This window comes from Kitasatospora sp. Ki12, assembly GCF_054601375.1.
Genome location: NZ_BAAIHT010000003.1, coordinates 977569 through 993946, shown reverse-complemented (window position 1 = coordinate 993946; position 16378 = coordinate 977569). Strand labels below are relative to the sequence as shown.

At 73.6% G+C, this 16378-nt stretch carries 15 protein-coding genes; 5 read left to right on the top strand and 10 right to left on the bottom strand.

Annotated features, from left to right (window positions below):
• The first annotated feature begins 133 nt into the window (after positions 1–133).
• Positions 134–1855 (top strand): FAD-dependent oxidoreductase, encoded by a 1722-nt coding sequence (locus ACYP53_RS34960; protein ID WP_373313756.1) that lies wholly within the window; start codon positions 134–136, stop codon positions 1853–1855.
• 67 nt (positions 1856–1922) lie between these two features.
• Here the strand turns inward: ACYP53_RS34960 and ACYP53_RS34955 are convergent, their stop codons facing one another.
• The 3 genes from ACYP53_RS34955 to ACYP53_RS34945 all read right to left on the bottom strand — a co-directional run bounded on the left by ACYP53_RS34955 (position 1923) and on the right by ACYP53_RS34945 (position 5310).
• On the bottom strand, positions 1923–3584 hold the full coding sequence (locus tag ACYP53_RS34955) for an APC family permease (RefSeq protein ID WP_459650421.1): 1662 nt from the start codon (positions 3582–3584) through the stop codon (positions 1923–1925).
• A 384-nt stretch (positions 3585–3968) separates the two neighbouring features.
• A complete protein-coding gene (locus ACYP53_RS34950; RefSeq protein WP_189917591.1) occupies positions 3969–4178 on the bottom strand; it encodes an MbtH family protein in 210 nt (69 codons plus the stop codon).
• A gap of 196 nt (positions 4179–4374) precedes the next feature.
• The gene (locus ACYP53_RS34945) at positions 4375–5310 is read right to left on the bottom strand and encodes a serine/threonine dehydratase (RefSeq protein WP_459650420.1); all 936 of its coding nucleotides are present in this window, start codon (positions 5308–5310) and stop codon (positions 4375–4377) included.
• 257 nt (positions 5311–5567) lie between these two features.
• Between ACYP53_RS34945 and ACYP53_RS34940 the strand changes: the two genes are divergently transcribed.
• Both ACYP53_RS34940 and ACYP53_RS34935 read left to right on the top strand, forming a co-directional pair.
• Complete coding sequence (locus ACYP53_RS34940) at positions 5568–6440, top strand: DMT family transporter (RefSeq protein ID WP_189917595.1); 873 nt, start codon at positions 5568–5570, stop codon at positions 6438–6440.
• A 145-nt stretch (positions 6441–6585) separates the two neighbouring features.
• Positions 6586–6846, top strand: a complete 261-nt coding sequence (locus tag ACYP53_RS34935; RefSeq protein WP_189917597.1) for a hypothetical protein — start codon at positions 6586–6588, stop codon at positions 6844–6846.
• A 24-nt stretch (positions 6847–6870) separates the two neighbouring features.
• Here the strand turns inward: ACYP53_RS34935 and ACYP53_RS34930 are convergent, their stop codons facing one another.
• Together ACYP53_RS34930 and ACYP53_RS34925 are read right to left on the bottom strand one after the other, a co-directional pair.
• Complete coding sequence (locus ACYP53_RS34930; protein WP_459650419.1) at positions 6871–7212, bottom strand: hypothetical protein; 342 nt, start codon at positions 7210–7212, stop codon at positions 6871–6873.
• A complete protein-coding gene (locus ACYP53_RS34925; RefSeq protein ID WP_459650418.1) occupies positions 7209–7520 on the bottom strand; it encodes an SAV_915 family protein in 312 nt (103 codons plus the stop codon). Before ACYP53_RS34925 ends, ACYP53_RS34930 begins: the two co-directional genes overlap by 4 nt.
• 345 nt (positions 7521–7865) lie before the next feature.
• Here ACYP53_RS34925 and ACYP53_RS34920 point away from each other — a divergent pair, with 345 nt between their 5' ends.
• Entirely contained in the window at positions 7866–10085 is a 2220-nt protein-coding gene (locus tag ACYP53_RS34920) for an NADP-dependent isocitrate dehydrogenase (RefSeq protein WP_459650417.1), read from the top strand.
• Positions 10086–10202: 117 nt separating this feature from the next.
• Here ACYP53_RS34920 and ACYP53_RS34915 read toward each other — a convergent pair whose 3' ends face one another.
• Positions 10203–10793, bottom strand: coding sequence for a YdcF family protein (locus ACYP53_RS34915; protein ID WP_189917605.1), 591 nt, complete (start codon positions 10791–10793; stop codon positions 10203–10205).
• A gap of 143 nt (positions 10794–10936) precedes the next feature.
• Positions 10937–11944: a cytochrome c oxidase assembly protein gene (locus ACYP53_RS34910; RefSeq protein ID WP_459650951.1), complete on the bottom strand. Its 1008-nt coding sequence runs from the start codon at positions 11942–11944 to the stop codon at positions 10937–10939.
• Between the two features lie 202 nt (positions 11945–12146).
• On the opposite strand from ACYP53_RS34910, the gene ACYP53_RS34905 reads away from it, so the two are divergent.
• On the top strand, positions 12147–13133 hold the full coding sequence (locus ACYP53_RS34905; protein ID WP_229928704.1) for an NAD-dependent epimerase/dehydratase family protein: 987 nt from the start codon (positions 12147–12149) through the stop codon (positions 13131–13133).
• Here the strand turns inward: ACYP53_RS34905 and ACYP53_RS34900 are convergent.
• The 3 genes from ACYP53_RS34900 to ACYP53_RS34890 all read right to left on the bottom strand — a co-directional run bounded on the left by ACYP53_RS34900 (position 13130) and on the right by ACYP53_RS34890 (position 16370).
• A complete protein-coding gene (locus ACYP53_RS34900; protein ID WP_459650416.1) occupies positions 13130–14125 on the bottom strand; it encodes a 2-hydroxyacid dehydrogenase in 996 nt (331 codons plus the stop codon). The two genes, ACYP53_RS34905 and ACYP53_RS34900, sit on opposite strands and share 4 nt — an antisense overlap.
• 117 nt (positions 14126–14242) lie before the next feature.
• Entirely contained in the window at positions 14243–15268 is a 1026-nt protein-coding gene (locus tag ACYP53_RS34895; protein WP_189917609.1) for a 6-phosphofructokinase, read from the bottom strand.
• 373 nt (positions 15269–15641) lie between these two features.
• A complete protein-coding gene (locus tag ACYP53_RS34890) occupies positions 15642–16370 on the bottom strand; it encodes a type 1 glutamine amidotransferase (RefSeq protein ID WP_189917611.1) in 729 nt (242 codons plus the stop codon).
• Positions 16371–16378 lie beyond the last annotated feature (8 nt).

Below are 16378 nucleotides of genomic sequence, written 5' to 3'. Positions count from 1 at the left end.
AGGCGGTGCGACGGCGGTCGGCCCGGGCGGACGGCGCCAGGCCTGAGGTCGATCGTGGGCGGCTCACCGGGCGCGGCGCGAGATTTGCGGGCCATCCGGGCGAAGGGGCGGCACAGCGGGCCCCCGACGGGGGATGGAAGAGCGGGGCCCCCGGCTGAGCGGGCCCGTCGTGGGCGGCGCCGGGACCGGTCGCCGCTCCGCGGAATCCCCTTACAGGGTGGAGCAATTGATGAATCCGAAGATCGACGACCGGGTGCCCGTCCTGATCGTGGGCGGCTCGCTGGTCGGCCTGTCGGCCTCACTCTTCCTCGGTCGACTCGGGGTCAGGCACCTGCTGGTCGAGAAGCACGCCGACACCTCGCGTCACCCGCGCGGCCGAGGCAACAACGTCCGCACGATGGAGCTGTACCGGGTGGCCGGGATCGACTCGGCGATCCGCGAGGCGGCCTCGGTCCTCGCCCCCAACCACGGCATCCTGCAGGCGCCCTCGCTGACCGGCGACGAGCAGGAGTGGCTGTTCCGCGAGATCGACCCGGGCGGCCGGCTGGCCCGGTTCAGCCCGGGCGCCTGGTGCCTGTGCAGCCAGAACGACCTGGAGCCGGTGCTGCTGAGCTCGGCCCGCGACCTGGGCGGGGACGTCCGGTTCAACACCGAGCTGATCTCCTTCGAGCAGGACGCCGACGGCGTGACCTCGGTGCTGCGCAGCCGGGAGACCGGCGAGGAGCGGGTGGTGCGCTCGGAGTACCTGGTCGCGGCGGACGGCCCGCGCAGCCCGGTCCGCGAGCGGCTGGGCATCGGCCAGAGCGGCAAGGGCGAGCTGTTCCACAACGTCAGCATCACCTTCCGGGCCAAGCGGCTGGCCGAGGTGGTCGGCGACCGGCACTTCATCGCCTGCTACCTGACCAACCCGGAGGCGGACGGCGCGCTGCTGCCGGTGGACAACCAGGAGGAGTGGGTCTTCCACGCGCCCTGGCACCCCGAGCACGGCGAGCCGCTGGAGGCCTTCACCGACGAGCGCTGCGAGCGGCACATCCGCACCGCCGTCGGCATGCCGGAGCTGGACGTCGAGGTGACCGGCCGGGCGCCCTGGCACGCCGCCGAACGGGTGGCCGACCGGTACGGCGACGGGCGGGTCTTCCTGGCCGGGGACTCCGCCCACGAGATGTCCCCGACCGGCGCCTTCGGTTCCAACACCGGCATCCAGGACGCCCACAACCTGGCCTGGAAGCTCGCCGCCGTGCTGTGCGGCTGGGCCGGGCCGCGGCTGCTGGAGACGTACGGGCAGGAGCGGCGCCCGGTGGCCCGGGTGACGAGCGAGCGGGCCTCGGCCCGCTCCGCCGAGCACAGCCACCCGGGCTACGCGGTGGTGCCGGGGGTCGGCCGGCAGGCCGGGGTGCTCGCGGTGGCGCTCGGCTACCGCTACCCGGTCGGCGCGGTGATCGGCACGGACCGGGAGGGCGCGGTGGTCCCCGAGCAGTTCGAGTCGACGGGCGAGCCGGGCAGCCGGGCCCCGCACCAGTGGCTGCTGCGGGCCGGGGTGAAGCTCTCCACGCTCGACCTGTACGAGCAGGCGATGGTGCTGCTCACCGGTTCCGACGGCGCGGCCTGGCACGCGGGCGCCCGCCGGGCGGCCGACCGGCTGGCCGTCCCGCTGGACACCTACCGGATCGGCGACGGCGCCGAGGACGACCTGGCCCCGGAGCCGGGCGGCGACTTCGCCGCCCTGCACGGCGTCGGCCCGCAGGGCGCGGTGCTGGTCCGCCCGGACGGGTTCGTCGCCTGGCGCTCGGCCGGTCCGGTGCTCGACCCGGAGGCCGAGCTGGGCAGGGTGCTGCGGACGGTGCTGGCCCTCTGAGGAACGCGGAAGGGCCCGCCGGTCGTCCTGCGACCGGCGGGCCCTTCCCGATGGTGGGGGGTGGAGGTCAGTGACCGCCCGCGTCGATCACCTCGACGTCGGCGACCTCCCGCTCGATCTCCTCGGCGGGCAGGGCGACCCGGATCGCCCAGTAGTAGATGCCGATCGCGAACACCGCGACCAGGCCCATGTCGTACCACATCGGGATCCGGCCGGCGCCGTCACCGAAGCCGCCCTGCCAGGAGATCAGGCCCAGGCCCAGCAGGTAGACCGGCAGCCACTGGGCGGCCTTCCAGTTCAGGCGCGGCGCGTTCGGCAGGCGGTTCTTGATCGCGTACGCGGCGTAGCCGCCGAGCAGGGCGTAGCCGAGCACGATCGCCAGGCCCAGGCGGGACAGGGTGTGCCAGCCGGCCCAGTAGATGATCAGGCTGGAGACCACGAAGGCGGCGGGGGAGATCACGCCGCCCAGCGGCAGCCGGTAGGAGCGCTCACGGTCGGGCAGCCGGCGGCGCAGCGCGCCGAAGGCCAGCGGGGCGCCGGCGTACATCAGCACGCTGGCGGAGGTGATGAAGCCGACCAGCTCCTGCCAGCTCGGGAAGGGCAGGAAGCAGATCACGCCGGTGACGAAGGACAGGATCAGGCCGAACCACGGCACGCCGTTCTTGTCCAGCTGCTCGAACTTCTGCGGCGCGTAGCCGTTCTTGCTCAGGCCGTAGGAGATGCGCGAGGTGGAGGTGGTGTAGATCAGGCCGGTGCCGCCGGGGGAGATGATCGCGTCGACCTTCAGGATCCAGCCGAGCCAGCCGAGGCCGATCAGGGTGGCGAGACCGGCGAAGGGGCCGTCGATGCCGGGGAAGTCGAGCTTGTCCCAGCCGTTGGCGAAGGAGCTGACCGGCAGCGCGCCGATGAAGACCACCTGGAGCAGGGTGTAGATCAGGGTGCCGATGGCGACCGAGCCGAGGACGGCGCGGGGGATGTCGCGCTTGGGGTTGCGGCTCTCACCGGCGATCTGGATGGCCTGCTCGAAGCCGAGCAGCGCGAAGATGATGCCGCTGGTGCTGATCGCGGCGAGCACGCCCTTGGCGCCGAACGGGGCGAAGCCGTGCGAGGTGAAGTTCGAGGTGTGGAAGCTGGAGATCGCCAGCATGAAGATCGTGAACAGCGGCACGAAGATCTTCAGCCAGGTGGTGATGGTGTTGGTCCGGGCGAGGGCCTTCACGCCGAGGAAGTTGACCGCGACGAAGACGCCCATCAGCAGGGTGGCGACGACGAATCCGCTGAGGGTGAGAGTCTTGTCGGCGTTCAGCAGGCCCCCGGCCCCGGGCAGGTCCTTGCTGTAGTTGATCATCGCCTCGACCTCGATCGGTGCGACGGTGGCTGCCTGGAGCCACGAGAACCAACCGAAGGACATGCCGGCCAGGCCGCCGAAGGCGTAGTGCGGGTACCGCGCGGTACCGCCGGCGACCGGGAAGAGGCCGCCGAGCTCGGCGTGCACGAACGCGAGGAGCACGATCGCGACGGCGCCGATGACCCAGGAGATGACGGCCGCCGGTCCGGCGGCCATGACGCCGCTCTTGGCGCCGAAGAGCCAGCCGGAGCCGATGATCGAGCCGACCGATGCCCACATGAGGCCGACGAGGCCGATGGAGCGGTTGAGCGACCGGGTGGTGGTGCCGGATTCGGCGCCGGTGCTCTGTCCGGGCGGCGAGATCTGGTTGAGGGAAGCCATTAGCGATCTCTCTGTGTGTGGGGGCTCCGGGGTGGGCGGAGCGCGGAGAGTTGCCACACAGTAGGGCTATTCATAGACCTCTGCACAGATCTCATTACTGAATGTTTACTTTCTTTGCCGGAGATCCCTGCTGGTAGGAGGCATTCTGTTCAGTTGTCTGTTACGTTACTTGTGGGTAAGTCCGGGATTTGAGCGTTGATTGAGGTTTGCCTCGCGAGCCTGCATTATTGACAGCCCCGGCGATTCATGACGATGGCTTTATCCGCATAGTGATGCGGGCTGCGCCTGTGGGTGACGGGGTGGTCGCCGACCGCGCCCAACGACTCCGCCCCCGGCGGCGGCCGTGGCCGGTACCGGGGGCGGAGTCGTTGGGCGGGGCGGGGGCTACCGCTCGGTGGCCTCGATCAGGCTCTTCGGGCGCATGTCGGTCCAGGAGCTCTCGATGTGGTCCAGGCACTCCTGGCGCCCGGCCTCGCCGAACACCTGCCGCCAGCCGGCCGGGACCTCGGTGAAGACCGGCCAGAGCGAGTGCTGGCCCTCGTCGTTCACCAGAACCACGTACTTGGCCTCGGGGTCCTCGAATGGATTCGTCACCGCGTCACCTGTTCTCGCATCAGCCGGCTGACCGGCTGGCCGGATGGACAATGAGGAGGTGGCGGAGGTGGATCCTCGCTCCGGACGGACCGCCCCCGCCGGATCCGGCCGCCAGTCTTCCTCATCCGGGCCCGATAGGGGAAGTGCGTACACGGCGTCGCCCGGCCCCGGAGCGGTGCACCGCCCAAGTCGGCTGTCACGGGCGGCCGTTGGGCTCCACCAGGTCGGACGGGTCGGTGTTGGCGCCGCAGAGCAGGACGGCGACGCGCTCGCCGTCGGCCTGGTCGAGGGCGGCGAGAGCGGTGGACGCCGCGTGCTCGACGGCGATCCGGCGGTCCTCCCAGAGCTGCCGACGGGCGCGCACGATGGCCTCGTCGTCCACCAGGACGGACCGGACACCCCCCTGGGCGGCCGCGCCGACGGCCAGCGCGGTGGCGCGACGCGCCCCGAGCGCGTCCTGGGCCACCGAGGCGACCGGGACGTCCACCGGACGGCCCGCCGCCAGCGCCGCGTTGAGCGCGCGGCTGCCGGTCGGCTCCACCGCGAGCACCCGGACCCCGTGCTCGCGCGCCGCCACGGCCACACCCGCGAACAGCCCGCCGCCGCCCACCGACACCACCACCGTGTCCAGGCCGGGCACCCGGGCGCGGATCTCCGCCAGGACTGTCCCCGCGCCGGCGGCGATCAGCGGGTGGTCGTACGCGTGCGAGGCCAACGCCCCGCTGCCCGCCGCGAATTCCTCGCACGCGGCCAGCGCCTCGGCGTACTCCCGGCCCGCCAGCCGTACCTCGGCGCCGTACGAGCGCAGCCGCGCCAGCTTCACCGGGGAGGCCGTCTCCGGGAGGAACACCGTTGCCCGGACGCCGAGTTCGCGTGCGGCCCAGGCGCAGGCCAGCCCGGCGTTGCCGCCCGAGGCGATGGTGACCCCGGCATCCGGGAGGGTGCCCGCCTCGGCGTGCGCGAGCAGGAAGTTCTGCGCGCCGCGGGCCTTGAAGCTGCCGGTGTGCTGCAGGAACTCCAGTGCCAGCCAGGTCCGTCCGCCGTCGTCCCCCGGCGCCACCGCCACCGGGCGCACCCGCCCGGCGATCCGCTGCCCGGCGGCCTCGATCTCGTCGTACGTCAGCTGGTCCATCGCGTGCTGCTCCTTCGCCGGGGGCGTTGCTTCGGTCACGGCCGACGGTACGTCGCACCGCCGGACGGCGGAAGGAACACCGGCCCCGCGGGCGTACGCTGATCACGTGCGTCTCGTGATCCTCCCCCCGCCGGCCCGCTAGCGGGCGGCCACTCCACCCACCCCGGCCCCGCGGGACTCTCCCGCAGCCGGGGCGATGACCGCCGCCCGCGCACCCCGCGGACCCGAACCGGCGAACCATCGTGGAGTACCGACGCATGACCTCCCACACCGCCGTGCCCTTCCGGCACGGCCTCCTGTCCATTTCCGCCGCCGCCGTCGCCTGGGGTGCGGGCGGCGCCGTGGCCGCGCTGCTGATGCGCACCAGCGGCCTCGGCCCGGTGGCCGTCTCCTGCTGGCGCTTCGGCGTCGCCGCGCTCTGCCTGGCCCTGCTGCCCGCGCGCGGACCCCGGGCCGTACGGCGGGGCACGGCCCGGTGGGGCGCACCCGTGCTGACCGGGCTCGGTCTGACGATCAGCCAGTGCGCCTACTTCGGCTCCGTGCGCTACGCGGGCCTGGGGCTGGGCACGCTGATCACCATCGGCGCCGGGCCGGTGCTCACCAGCCTCGGCGCCCACCTGCTGCTCGGCGAGCGCCTCACCCGCCGAGCGCTCGCCGCCGTCACCCTCGCGCTGGCCGGGCTCGCCCTGCTGGTCGCCGCCCCGGCGGCCGGCCCGCGCCCGGCGCTGGGCGTCGCCCTGGCCGTCCTCGCGGGCGCCGGGCAGAGCGGCCTCACCCTGTGGGCCCGGGGCGGCGGTTCGGCCCGGGCCGACACCGGCGCCTTCACCACCGGACTGCTCTGCCTGCTCCCGCTCGCGGCCGTCCAGGGCGTCCTGCCGACGGCGGGGGAGCCGGCGGTGACGGGCGGCGCGCTGCTGTTCCTGGGCACGGTGCCCACCCTGCTCGCCTACCGCTGGTACTTCACCGGCCTGGCCGCCGTGCCGGGCACCACGGCGGCGGTGCTGGTGCTGCTGGAGCCGGCCACCGCGGCGGCGATCGGGGTGCTCTTCCTCGGTGAGCCGGTCACGGCGGGCCTGGCGGCCGGTTCGGCGCTGCTGCTGGCGGCGATCGCGGTGCTGACCCGGGCGTGACGGGCGCGAGCCGGGCGGGAGTCGGGCGGGGGTCGGGCGTGCCGGGACCGGCGTGACCCGGCTCCCCCGGCCCGGCTCCCGGGTGGCCACCCGGGCGGGCGCCCTGTGGTCGCAGGGGGCGGGCGGCCGTGCTGGGGTGGTCCGCATGAACCGCTCACGCCTGGCCCGGGTGGCCGCCACGACCGCGTCCGTCGTCCTCCTCTCCACCGCCGCCGGTGCCGCGGTCGCCGCCGCCGTGCCGACGGCGGCGACCGGGCTCCGGGACGTCACCTCCGACACCTGCCGGGGCGCCGGCGGGCACGTGGAGGGCAGCGGCTACTGCGTCGACGCGCTCGGCGACGACCCCTGGGGGCAGCCGATCGACGGCCAGGCGATCAACCCGAACCCCCGGCCCGGGCAGGAATGACCCCGCCCGGGCCGGGGGCCCGGTTCACGGCACCGGCCGCAGGGTCACCGGGGGCGGGGCCGACGGGGACGGGGTGAGGGCGCGCAGGACCAGGTCGATGTGGACCCTCGCGGCGCCCGCGCGGTGGAGCGCGGCGGCGATCGTCCGCAACTCCTCCGGGCCGGTGCAGACGAGGCGGAGCTCCAGATCGGCCTCGCCGGCGAGGGCGAGGCCGCTCCGGACGGCGGGGAACTCGGCCGCCAGGCGGTCGAAGTCCAGCGGGACCGGACCGTGGCTGACCCGGGCGATCGCGTGCAGGGACCGGGCCGGCGGGGGGTCCGCCTCCGGGGCGCCGCCGCCCGGGAGGAGCCGGAGCGGGGCCGTCACCGGTGCTGGAGCTGTGCGGTCGGGGCCGGGGCGGGCGGCACGGGCACGGCGGGGGTGGTCACGGGCGGGGCGACCAGTCGCGGGTCCAGGACCAGGGTGTCCACCCCGAGCGGGGCGATGAGCTCGCGCAGGGCGGGTTCGCCGAGCTCGGTGCGGGCCTGGTCCGCCCCGAGGAGGGCGGCGAGGGCTTGGGGGCTGGAGAATCCGACCGCGCAGCGGCGGCCGTCGCGCAGGCGGAAGAGGCGGAGTGCGGTGGTGCTGCCGGTGCCGGTGGTGGTGACCGGTACGTGCCAGACGTCGCGGGCCATGCGGATGCTCCCGAGTGGAGTGGTGGTGCCTGCCGGAACTGCTCCTCCGACGCTAGGACCGCTCGCGCCCGGCGTCCCCGGTCCTGACGCGGCGTTGACCGAACGGGGTGGTGCGTTGACGCACTCCTGACGTCCGGCTCACCCGGGTGGACCACACCGGTGCCCCGGAGCGCTCCGGTTGCCCCGCGTCCCGGCCCGGACGACCGTGGATTCCGTACCCCGGGACGGCCGCCGGAGCACCCCGGCGAGGACCGGCGCGCGTCCCGGGACGGGGGGAGGTGGAGCGAGGGGCCCGTGACGAGATATCTTGACGTCAAGACGTTGGAGACGTGAAGCGGAGTACCGATGACTGACTCGACCATCATCTATACGCACACCGACGAGGCTCCGGCCCTGGCGACCTACTCGTTCCTGCCGGTCGTCCAGGCGTACGCCTCGACCGCGGGTGTACGGGTGGAGACCCGCGACATCTCCCTGGCCGGGCGGATCATCGCGAGCTTCCCGGAGCGTCTGACCGAGGCGCAGCGGATCGGCGACGCCCTCGCCGAGCTGGGTGAGCTGGCCAAGACCCCGAGCGCCAACATCATCAAGCTGCCGAACGTTTCGGCCTCCGTGCCGCAGCTGAAGGCCGCCGTCGCCGAGCTGCAGGCCCAGGGCTACGCCCTGCCGGACTACCCGGACGACCCGCAGACCGACGAGGACAAGGACGTCCGCGCCCGGTACGACAAGATCAAGGGCAGCGCCGTCAACCCGGTCCTGCGCGAGGGCAACTCGGACCGCCGCGCCCCGCAGTCGGTCAAGAACTACGCCAAGACCCACCCGCACCGCATGGGCGCCTGGACGGCGGAGTCCAAGACCAACGTCGCCACCATGGGCGAGAACGACTTCCGGTCCACCGAGAAGTCCACCGTGATCGAGGCCGACGGCGCCCTGCGCATCGAGCTGCTCGGCGCCGACGGCACCACCACCGTGCTGCGCGAGAAGGTCCCGGTGCTGGCCGGCGAGGTCGTCGACGCCTCCGTGATGCGCGCCGCCGCCCTGAACACCTTCCTGGCCGCCCAGGTGGCCCGCGCCAAGGCCGAGGGCGTCCTGTTCTCGGTGCACCTCAAGGCCACCATGATGAAGGTCTCCGACCCGATCGTCTTCGGCCACGTCGTGCGCGCCTTCTTCCCGAAGACCTTCGCCGCCCACGGCGCCGCCCTGGCCGCCGCCGGTCTGAACCCGAACAACGGCCTCGGCGGCATCCTGGCCGGCCTGGACGCGCTGCCGAACGGCGCCGAGGTCAAGGCCTCCTTCGAGGCCGAGCTGGCCGAGGGCCCGGCCCTGGCCATGGTCGACTCCGACAAGGGCATCACCAACCTGCACGTGCCGAGCGACGTCATCGTCGACGCCTCGATGCCGGCCATGATCCGCACCTCCGGCCACATGTGGGGCCCGGACGGCCAGGAGGCCGACACCCTCGCCGTGCTGCCGGACAGCAGCTACTCCGGCGTGTACCAGGCCGTCATCGACGACTGCCGCGCCAACGGCGCCCTCGACCCGGCCACCATCGGCTCGGTGCCGAACGTCGGCCTGATGGCCCAGAAGGCCGAGGAGTACGGCTCCCACGACAAGACCTTCGAGATCGAGGCCGCCGGCACCGTCCGCCTGGTCGACGCCGAGGGCAACGTGGTGCTGGAGCAGGCCGTCCAGCCGGGCGACATCTTCCGCGCCTGCCAGACCAAGGACCTGCCGATCCAGGACTGGGTCAAGCTGGCCGTCACCCGCGCCCGCGCCACCGGCGACCCGGCGGTGTTCTGGCTGGACGAGACCCGCGCCCACGACGCGGTGCTGATCGAGAAGGTCAAGCGGTACCTCCCGGAGCACGACACCGAGGGCCTGCAGATCGAGATCAAGTCCCCGGTCGAGGCCACCACCTTCTCGCTGGAGCGCATCCGCCGCGGCGAGAACACCATCTCGGTGACCGGCAACGTGCTGCGTGACTACCTGACCGACCTGTTCCCGATCCTGGAGCTGGGCACCAGCGCCAAGATGCTGTCGGTCGTCCCGCTGATGGCGGGCGGCGGCCTGTTCGAGACCGGCGCCGGCGGCTCCGCCCCGAAGCACGTCCAGCAGCTCGTCAAGGAGAACTACCTGCGCTGGGACAGCCTGGGCGAGTTCTTCGCGCTGGCCGCCAGCTTCGAGCACCTGGCCACCACCACCGGCAACGCCCGCGCCCAGGTGCTGGCCGACACCCTGGACCGCGCCACCGGCACCTTCCTCAACGAGGACAAGTCGCCGAGCCGCCGCCTCGGTGGCATCGACAACCGCGGCAGCCACTTCTACCTGGCCACCTACTGGGCCCAGGAGCTGGCCGAGCAGACCGACGACGCCGAGCTGGCCCAGGCCTTCGAGGGCCTCGCCAAGGCGCTGACCGAGCAGGAGCAGGCCATCGTGGACGAGCTGATCGCCGTCCAGGGCTCGGCGGTCGACCTCGGCGGCTACTACCAGCCCGACCCGGCCAAGGCCGCGGCCGTGATGCGTCCGTCGAAGACCTTCAACGAGGCGCTCGCCAACCTCGGCTGACCCCGGTCCGGCCGAGCCCGGCCGGACCCGGCCGAACCGCAGCACCGGGAGGCCCCCGGGTCCGTGAGAACGGACCCGGGGGCCTCCCCGCGTTCCGGCGGGGAACGCGCTCCAGGGTCAGATCCGGCCGAGCAGGGCCAGCGCGGTGCCCACGGCCTCGCGCAGCAGCAGGTACGGGCCGTGCGCCAGCGGGCCGTCCGCGCCGAGCACCTCCGCGGTGGCGCCGGCCCGGCGGGCGGCGAGCGCGGAGCGGACGGTGTGGAAGCCGCTGGTGACCACCGTGCAGTGGTAGCCGGGGCGCTCGGCGGCCATCAGTCCGGCGCTGAAGCGGAGGTTCTCGGTGGTGTTCACGGCCCGCTCCTCGCGCCGGATCCGCTCGGCCGGGACACCCCGGGCGGTCAGGTAGCGGGCCATCGCGGCGGCCTCGGTGCACCGCTCGTGCGGGCCCTTGCCACCGGTGACCAGGACCAGCGGGGCGTACCCGGCGGCCTCCTCGGCGGCGAACCGCTCCAGCGCGGCGTCCAGCCGGGCCGCCAGGGTGGGCCCGGGCTCGCAGCCCTCCAGGGCCGCGCCCAGGACCACCAGGTAGTCGGAGCCGACCGGCGCGGGCCGGCGGTGCCGGTGCAGCAGCGCGAAGCCGAGGAAGCCGAGCAGCCAGAGCAGGACGCATCCGCAGAGCAGGACGGCGACGATCAGCAGCGCGTGCATATCCGTTCGAACGCGTACGGCGGAACCACCGTTCCAGGGCGGCTCCGACGCGGGCAGGCCGGGGCGGTGCGGGGTGGGCCCGGGAACGGCGGAACCCCCGTTCCGCGGGCGGAACGGGGGTTCTCGGGAACGGGGGTTCCGGCTCAGCCGGCCTCGGCCGCGGGGGCCACCGGAGCGGCCGCTCCGCCCTGGCCCGCGCCCGGGCGCCGGTCACGCTTGTGCAGCGAGGCCAGGTAGGCGTTGTACGCCTCCAGCTCGGCGTCGCCGGAACGTTCCTCGGCGCGGTCACGGCGGCGGGCGTGCCGCTGCTCCGAGCCCATCCACTGGTACACCAGCGCGATCAGCACGATCGCGGTCGGGATCTCGCCGAACGCCCAGGTGATGCCGCCGGCCAGCTTCTGGTCCTCCAGCAGGTTCGTCCCGGGCGGCGCGCCCTCCGCCGTGAAGGTGGTGACCAGCGGGTGGGCGGCCATCATCACCGCCACGCCGAAGAAGGCGTGGAACGGCATCCCCATGAACAGCTCGATGATCCGCATCACGTGGCCCGGGCGGTGCGGGCCCGGGTCCACGCCCATGATCGGCCAGAAGAACGCCAGCCCGGCGAACAGGAAGTGCACCATCATGAAGATGTGCCCGGCGCGGTACTGCATCAGGAAGTCGAACAGCGGGGTGAAGTAGACCCCGTAGAGGCTCGCGATGAACAGCGGGATGGTGAACGCCGGGTGCGAGATCACCTTGACGTACCGGCTGTGCAGCAGCGCCACCAGCAGCTCGCGCGGCCCGCGCGGGCGGCCCTTGCCGGCCGGGCGCAGGGCGCGCAGGGCCAGCGTGATCGGGGCGCCCAGCAGCAGCAGGATCGGCGTCAGCATGGACAGCACCATGTGCTGGATCATGTGGGCGCTGAACAGCACCATGCCGTAGTCGTTCAGCCCGGTGCAGGTCACCAGCAGCATGCTCACCACGCCGGCCGTCCAGCCGACCATCCGGCCGACCGGCCAGCGGTCGCCGCGCCGGTGCAGGCGCACCACGCCCGCCCCGTAGAGCCCCAGGACGACCAGGCCCGCGAGCAGGAACACCCAGTCCGGCGACCACGTCCACAGGTTGGAGAAGCTGAACGGACCTAGCCGGGTCATCCCGCCGTGGTGGTGCATGCCTGACATTCCGTCGCCCATCGGCGGGTCCTGCTTTCCGTCCTGGTGGTCCCCGGTGGGGGTCCGGTTCGCCCGTTTTGCTTGGCATACAGCCTAGGCGGGCCTTACCTCGGGCCGTTCCCCCACCCCCTCCGTACGGGCGTCTCCCCGCCACGCGGGCCGGTGGCTAGACTGACCGACCGGTCGGCAGGGAGGCCCAGGCATGGCGACGGAACCGCGCACGGCGGCGGAACGGGGACCGGTGATGACGCGCACGGTGGTCGCGCTGACCGGGGCGACCGGCTTCATCGGCTCAGGCGTCCTGGCGGCCCTCGCCGGGCGCGGCGTCCGGGTGCGCGCGCTGTCCCGCCGGGTGCCGGGGTCCACCGCCCCCGGCACCGACTGGGTGCCGGGCGACCTCGCCGCCGGGGCCGGGCTCGGCGAGCTCTGCGAGGGCGCCGACGTGCTGGTCCACCTGGCCGCCCGGGTCGACGGCTGCGCCGAGGAGTGCGAGGCGGCGAACGTCCGCGGCACTGCCGCGCTGATGGCGGCCGCCACCCGCGCCGGAGTCGGCCGGATCGTCCACCTCTCCACCACCGCGGTGTACGGCGAGGGCCCGCACGCGGGCATCACGGTGGACGAGGTGCCCCCGGCCCCGCTGTCCGAGGCCAGCCGCACCCGGCTGCTCGGCGAGCGCCACGCCCTGGACGCCGGCGCGTACGTGCTGCGCCCCGGGCTGGTGACCGGGCCGGGCGACCGCTGGGTGGTGCCCGCCCTGGCCGAGCTGGTCCGCCGGGTGCCGGTCCGCTGGGCGGGCGGCGCGGCCCGGCTCTCGATCGTGGACCGCACCGACCTGGCCCGGCTGGTCACCGCGCTCGCCCTCGACGAGCACGCCGTCCCGGCCGGCGTCCACCACGCCTCCCACCCCGAGCCGGTCCGCGCCGGGGACCTGCTGGCCGCCCTGGCCGCGCTGGACCTGCTGCCCGCCCCGGCGGCCGGCCCTGCCGTGGACTGGGAGGAGTGCCTCCGGCTGCTCGCGGCCGCGCCCGGCCGGGTCTCCGCGCGCCAGTTCGGCCTGATCGTCCGCGACCACTGGTACCGCAGCGAGGAGGTCTGGCGCCTCGCCGCCTGCCCGCCCGGCCCCGGCCCGCTCGCCCGCCTCCCGGAGGCCGCCGACTGGTACCGCACGGCGCTCGGCCGCAGCGGCTAGCGTCTGGGGACGAGGGTGTTCTCGTTGGTGCGTCCGGCGGCGAAGTCGTCGATGTTGTGGGCGGTGGCGTCGATGATCTGGCTGACGGCGGTGTGGGTGAAGTACGCCTGGTGGCTGGTGACCAGGACCTGGGGGAAGGTGACGAGGCGGGCGAGGACGTCGTCGGTGATGCCCTCGGCGGAGCGGTCGGTGAAGAAGACGCCGGTCTCCTCCTCGTACACGTCCAGGCCGACGCCGGACAGCCGCCCGGCGCGCAGGGTTTCGACCAGGGCGGCGCTGTCGACGAGGCCGCCGCGGCTGGAGTTGACCAGGATGGCGTCGTCCTTCATCCGGGCCAGCGCGGCCGCGTCGATCAGGTGGTGGGTGGCGGGCAGCAGCGGGACGTGCAGGCTCACCAGGTCGGCGCGGGCGAGGAGTTCGGGCAGTTCGGTGTAGGTCATGCCGAGGTCGCGGCAGGCCGGGTTCTCGGCGATGTCCCAGCCGAGGAGTTCGGTGCCGAAGCCGGCCGCGATCCGGGTGAAGCACTCGCCGATCTTGCCGGTGCCGATCACGCCGACCGTCATCCCGCGGACGTCCCGGCCGAGCAGGCCGTCGAGCCGGAAGTCGAATTCGCGGGTGCGGTTGGCGGCGCGGGTGAGGCGGCGGTTGACGGCCAGGGCGAGCGCCCAGGCGTGTTCGGCGACGGAGTACGGGCTGTAGTGGGAGACCCGGGCGACGGTGAGGCCGAGTCCGGCGGCGGCGTCCAGGTCGATGTTGTTGAAGCCGGTGGAGCGTTGGGCGATCAGCCCGGTGCCGCCGGCGGCCAGCACGGTGAGCGTTTCGGCGTCCAGGACGGCGTTGACGCTGCTGCTGACGACCGGGTAGCCGGCGGCGAGCGGGGCGGTGTCCCGGTTGAGGAACACGTCCAGGCAGCGCAGCCCGTGCCGGCCCGCCAAGGCCCGTTCCAGCAGGGGCCGTTCGTCGGCCTGCACCCCGTACGCGAGGATCTCCATCGGCGCTCCTTCCTCCGGCCGTCCCACGCTAACCCGGACCGCCGTCGGAACGCCCGCCGGACGCACGGGAGCCCCCGCGTCGCGAACGACCCGGGGGCTCCGCAGCAGTGCGGGAGGTCAGAGGACGGTCTCGGCCTCGAGGTAGCGCTCCTGCGGGACGGTCTTCAGCTCGGCGACCGCCTCCGCCAGCGGCACCAGGTTGATGTTGGTGCCCTGCAGCGCGGTGATGTGCCCGAAGGCGCCCTTGTGGACGGCCTCGACGGCGTGCCAGCCGAAGCGGGTGGCGAGCACCCGGTCGTAGGCGGTCGGGGTGCCGCCGCGCTGGGTGTGGCCGAGGATGACCGGGCGGGCCTCCTTGCCGAGGCGGTGCTCCAGCTCGCGGGAGAGCTGGGTGGCGATGCCGGTGAAGCGCTCGTGGCCGTAGATGTCCTTGGTGCCCTCCTCCCAGTGCATGGTGCCGGGCTCGGGCTTGGCGCCCTCGGCGCAGACCACGATGGCGAACTTCTTCTGGCGGTCGAAGCGTTCGCGGACGACGGCGGTGAGCTGGTCGATGTGGAACGGGCGCTCCGGGACGACGATGGCGTGCGCGCCGGCCGCCATGCCCGCGTTGAGCGCGATCCAGCCGGTGTGCCGGCCCATGACCTCGACGACCATGACCCGCTGGTGGGACTCGGCGGTGGTCTTCAGCCGGTCCAGTGCCTCGGTGGCGACCGAGACGGCGGTGTCGAAGCCGAAGGTCACGTCGGTGGCGGCGATGTCGTTGTCGATGGTCTTCGGCACGCCGACGATCGGCAGGCCCGCGTCGCTCATCAGCTTGGCGGCCTTCAGGGTGCCTTCGCCGCCGATCGGGATGACCGCGTCCAGGCCGAGGTCCGAGCAGTACTTCTTGGCCCGCTCGACGCCGTCCCGCAGGTGGCTCGGCTGGACCCGGGAGGAACCGAGGATGGTGCCGCCCTGGGCGAGGATGCCGCTCACCGAGTCCAGGGTCAGGGGGCGGTGGTGGCCCTCCAGGAATCCGCGCCAGCCGTCCTCGAACCCGATGATCTCGTCGCCGTGGTCGACCACCCCCCGGTGGACCACGGAACGGATCACCGCGTTCAGGCCGGGGCAGTCACCGCCGCTGGTCAGCACTCCGATACGCATTAGCTTTGCAACTCCCGAGCAGAACCGAGGAACGGCCGGACCACAGGCTGGGACGACGAGCCGACACCGTAACGGGGTGCCCCCACGCCGCGGTGGCGGGGAGGTGGCCGTGGGGTGAAGGACCGGTCGATCCGGACAGAACGTCCGAAAAACGACCGTGAAGTCGAGCATACGACCCCTGGTCCGGCCGGGCAGGAGCCGACGCGGGAGCGGCGCCGTCGGCGCCCCCGCGCGGAATTGCGGCCTGCTGCCGAGGAGGGTGTGCAGTAGGCAGCCCCATTGTCGTACGTCCGGGGCCGCCCGCGGGCCGGGTGACCGCATCGCGGGCACCCGGCCGGGCGGGCCGGGGTACTGGCCGGGGCGAACCGGCGGACTACGCGGGGCGCGTCGCGGCCGCGATGCGCTCGGCGCGCAGCGCGTCGTACCAGGTGGTGTCGGCCGGCGGCAGGGCGTTGACGTCCAGCGCCAGCTTGATCAGCATGTCGGCCACGGCGGGGTTGCGCGCCAGCACCGGACCGTGCAGGTAGGTGCCGAAGACGGTGTCCCGCCAGGCGCCCTCGGTGCCGTCACCGGTGCCGTTGCCGCGGCCGACGGAGACGTTGGCGAAGGGCTGGACGCCCTGGCCGAGGTGGGTGACGCCCTGGTGGTTCTCGAAGCCGGTCAGCTGCGGCAGGCCGAGCCGGGGGTCGACGTCGGCGAGCACGTCGCCGACGCAGCGGGCGCCCTCGCCGCGCTGGGTCCAGACGTCGAGCAGGCCCAGGCCCGGCTCCCGCTCGCCGAGGTCGTTGATGAACTCGTGGCCCATGATCTGGAAGCCCGCGCAGACGCCGAAGATGATCGCGCCGTTCTCGGAGGCCCGGACCAGGCCGCTGTCGGCGCGCAGCCGCTCGGCGGCCAGCCGCTGCGGGCGGTCCTCGCCGCCGCCGATCAGGTAGATGTCCCCGCTGGTGGGGATCGCCTGGTCGGAGCGGACGTCGATCCGGGTCACGTTGAGATGGCGCTGGCGGGCCCGGCGCTCCACGACCAGGGCGTTGCCGCGGTCGCCGTAGGTGCTGAGCAGGTCCGGGTAGACCCAGACCACGCGCAGGCTGCTCTCACTCATCCTCGAAG

Excerpts from the sequence above, each read along its gene's own strand:
- ACYP53_RS34960 (WP_373313756.1), top strand. The coding sequence starts at position 134 with ATGGAAGAGCGGGGCCCCCGGCTGAGCGGGCCCGTCGTGGGCGGCGCC.
- ACYP53_RS34955 (WP_459650421.1), bottom strand. The coding sequence starts at position 3,584 with ATGGCTTCCCTCAACCAGATCTCGCCGCCCGGACAGAGCACCGGCGCC.
- ACYP53_RS34945 (WP_459650420.1), bottom strand. The coding sequence starts at position 5,310 with ATGGACCAGCTGACGTACGACGAGATCGAGGCCGCCGGGCAGCGGATC.
- ACYP53_RS34940 (WP_189917595.1), top strand. The coding sequence starts at position 5,568 with ATGACCTCCCACACCGCCGTGCCCTTCCGGCACGGCCTCCTGTCCATT.
- ACYP53_RS34935 (WP_189917597.1), top strand. The coding sequence starts at position 6,586 with ATGAACCGCTCACGCCTGGCCCGGGTGGCCGCCACGACCGCGTCCGTC.
- ACYP53_RS34925 (WP_459650418.1), bottom strand. The coding sequence starts at position 7,520 with ATGGCCCGCGACGTCTGGCACGTACCGGTCACCACCACCGGCACCGGC.
- ACYP53_RS34920 (WP_459650417.1), top strand. The coding sequence starts at position 7,866 with ATGACTGACTCGACCATCATCTATACGCACACCGACGAGGCTCCGGCC.
- ACYP53_RS34915 (WP_189917605.1), bottom strand. The coding sequence starts at position 10,793 with ATGCACGCGCTGCTGATCGTCGCCGTCCTGCTCTGCGGATGCGTCCTG.
- ACYP53_RS34910 (WP_459650951.1), bottom strand. The coding sequence starts at position 11,944 with ATGCACCACCACGGCGGGATGACCCGGCTAGGTCCGTTCAGCTTCTCC.
- ACYP53_RS34905 (WP_229928704.1), top strand. The coding sequence starts at position 12,147 with ATGGCGACGGAACCGCGCACGGCGGCGGAACGGGGACCGGTGATGACG.
- ACYP53_RS34900 (WP_459650416.1), bottom strand. The coding sequence starts at position 14,125 with ATGGAGATCCTCGCGTACGGGGTGCAGGCCGACGAACGGCCCCTGCTG.
- ACYP53_RS34895 (WP_189917609.1), bottom strand. The coding sequence starts at position 15,268 with ATGCGTATCGGAGTGCTGACCAGCGGCGGTGACTGCCCCGGCCTGAAC.
- ACYP53_RS34890 (WP_189917611.1), bottom strand. The coding sequence starts at position 16,370 with ATGAGTGAGAGCAGCCTGCGCGTGGTCTGGGTCTACCCGGACCTGCTC.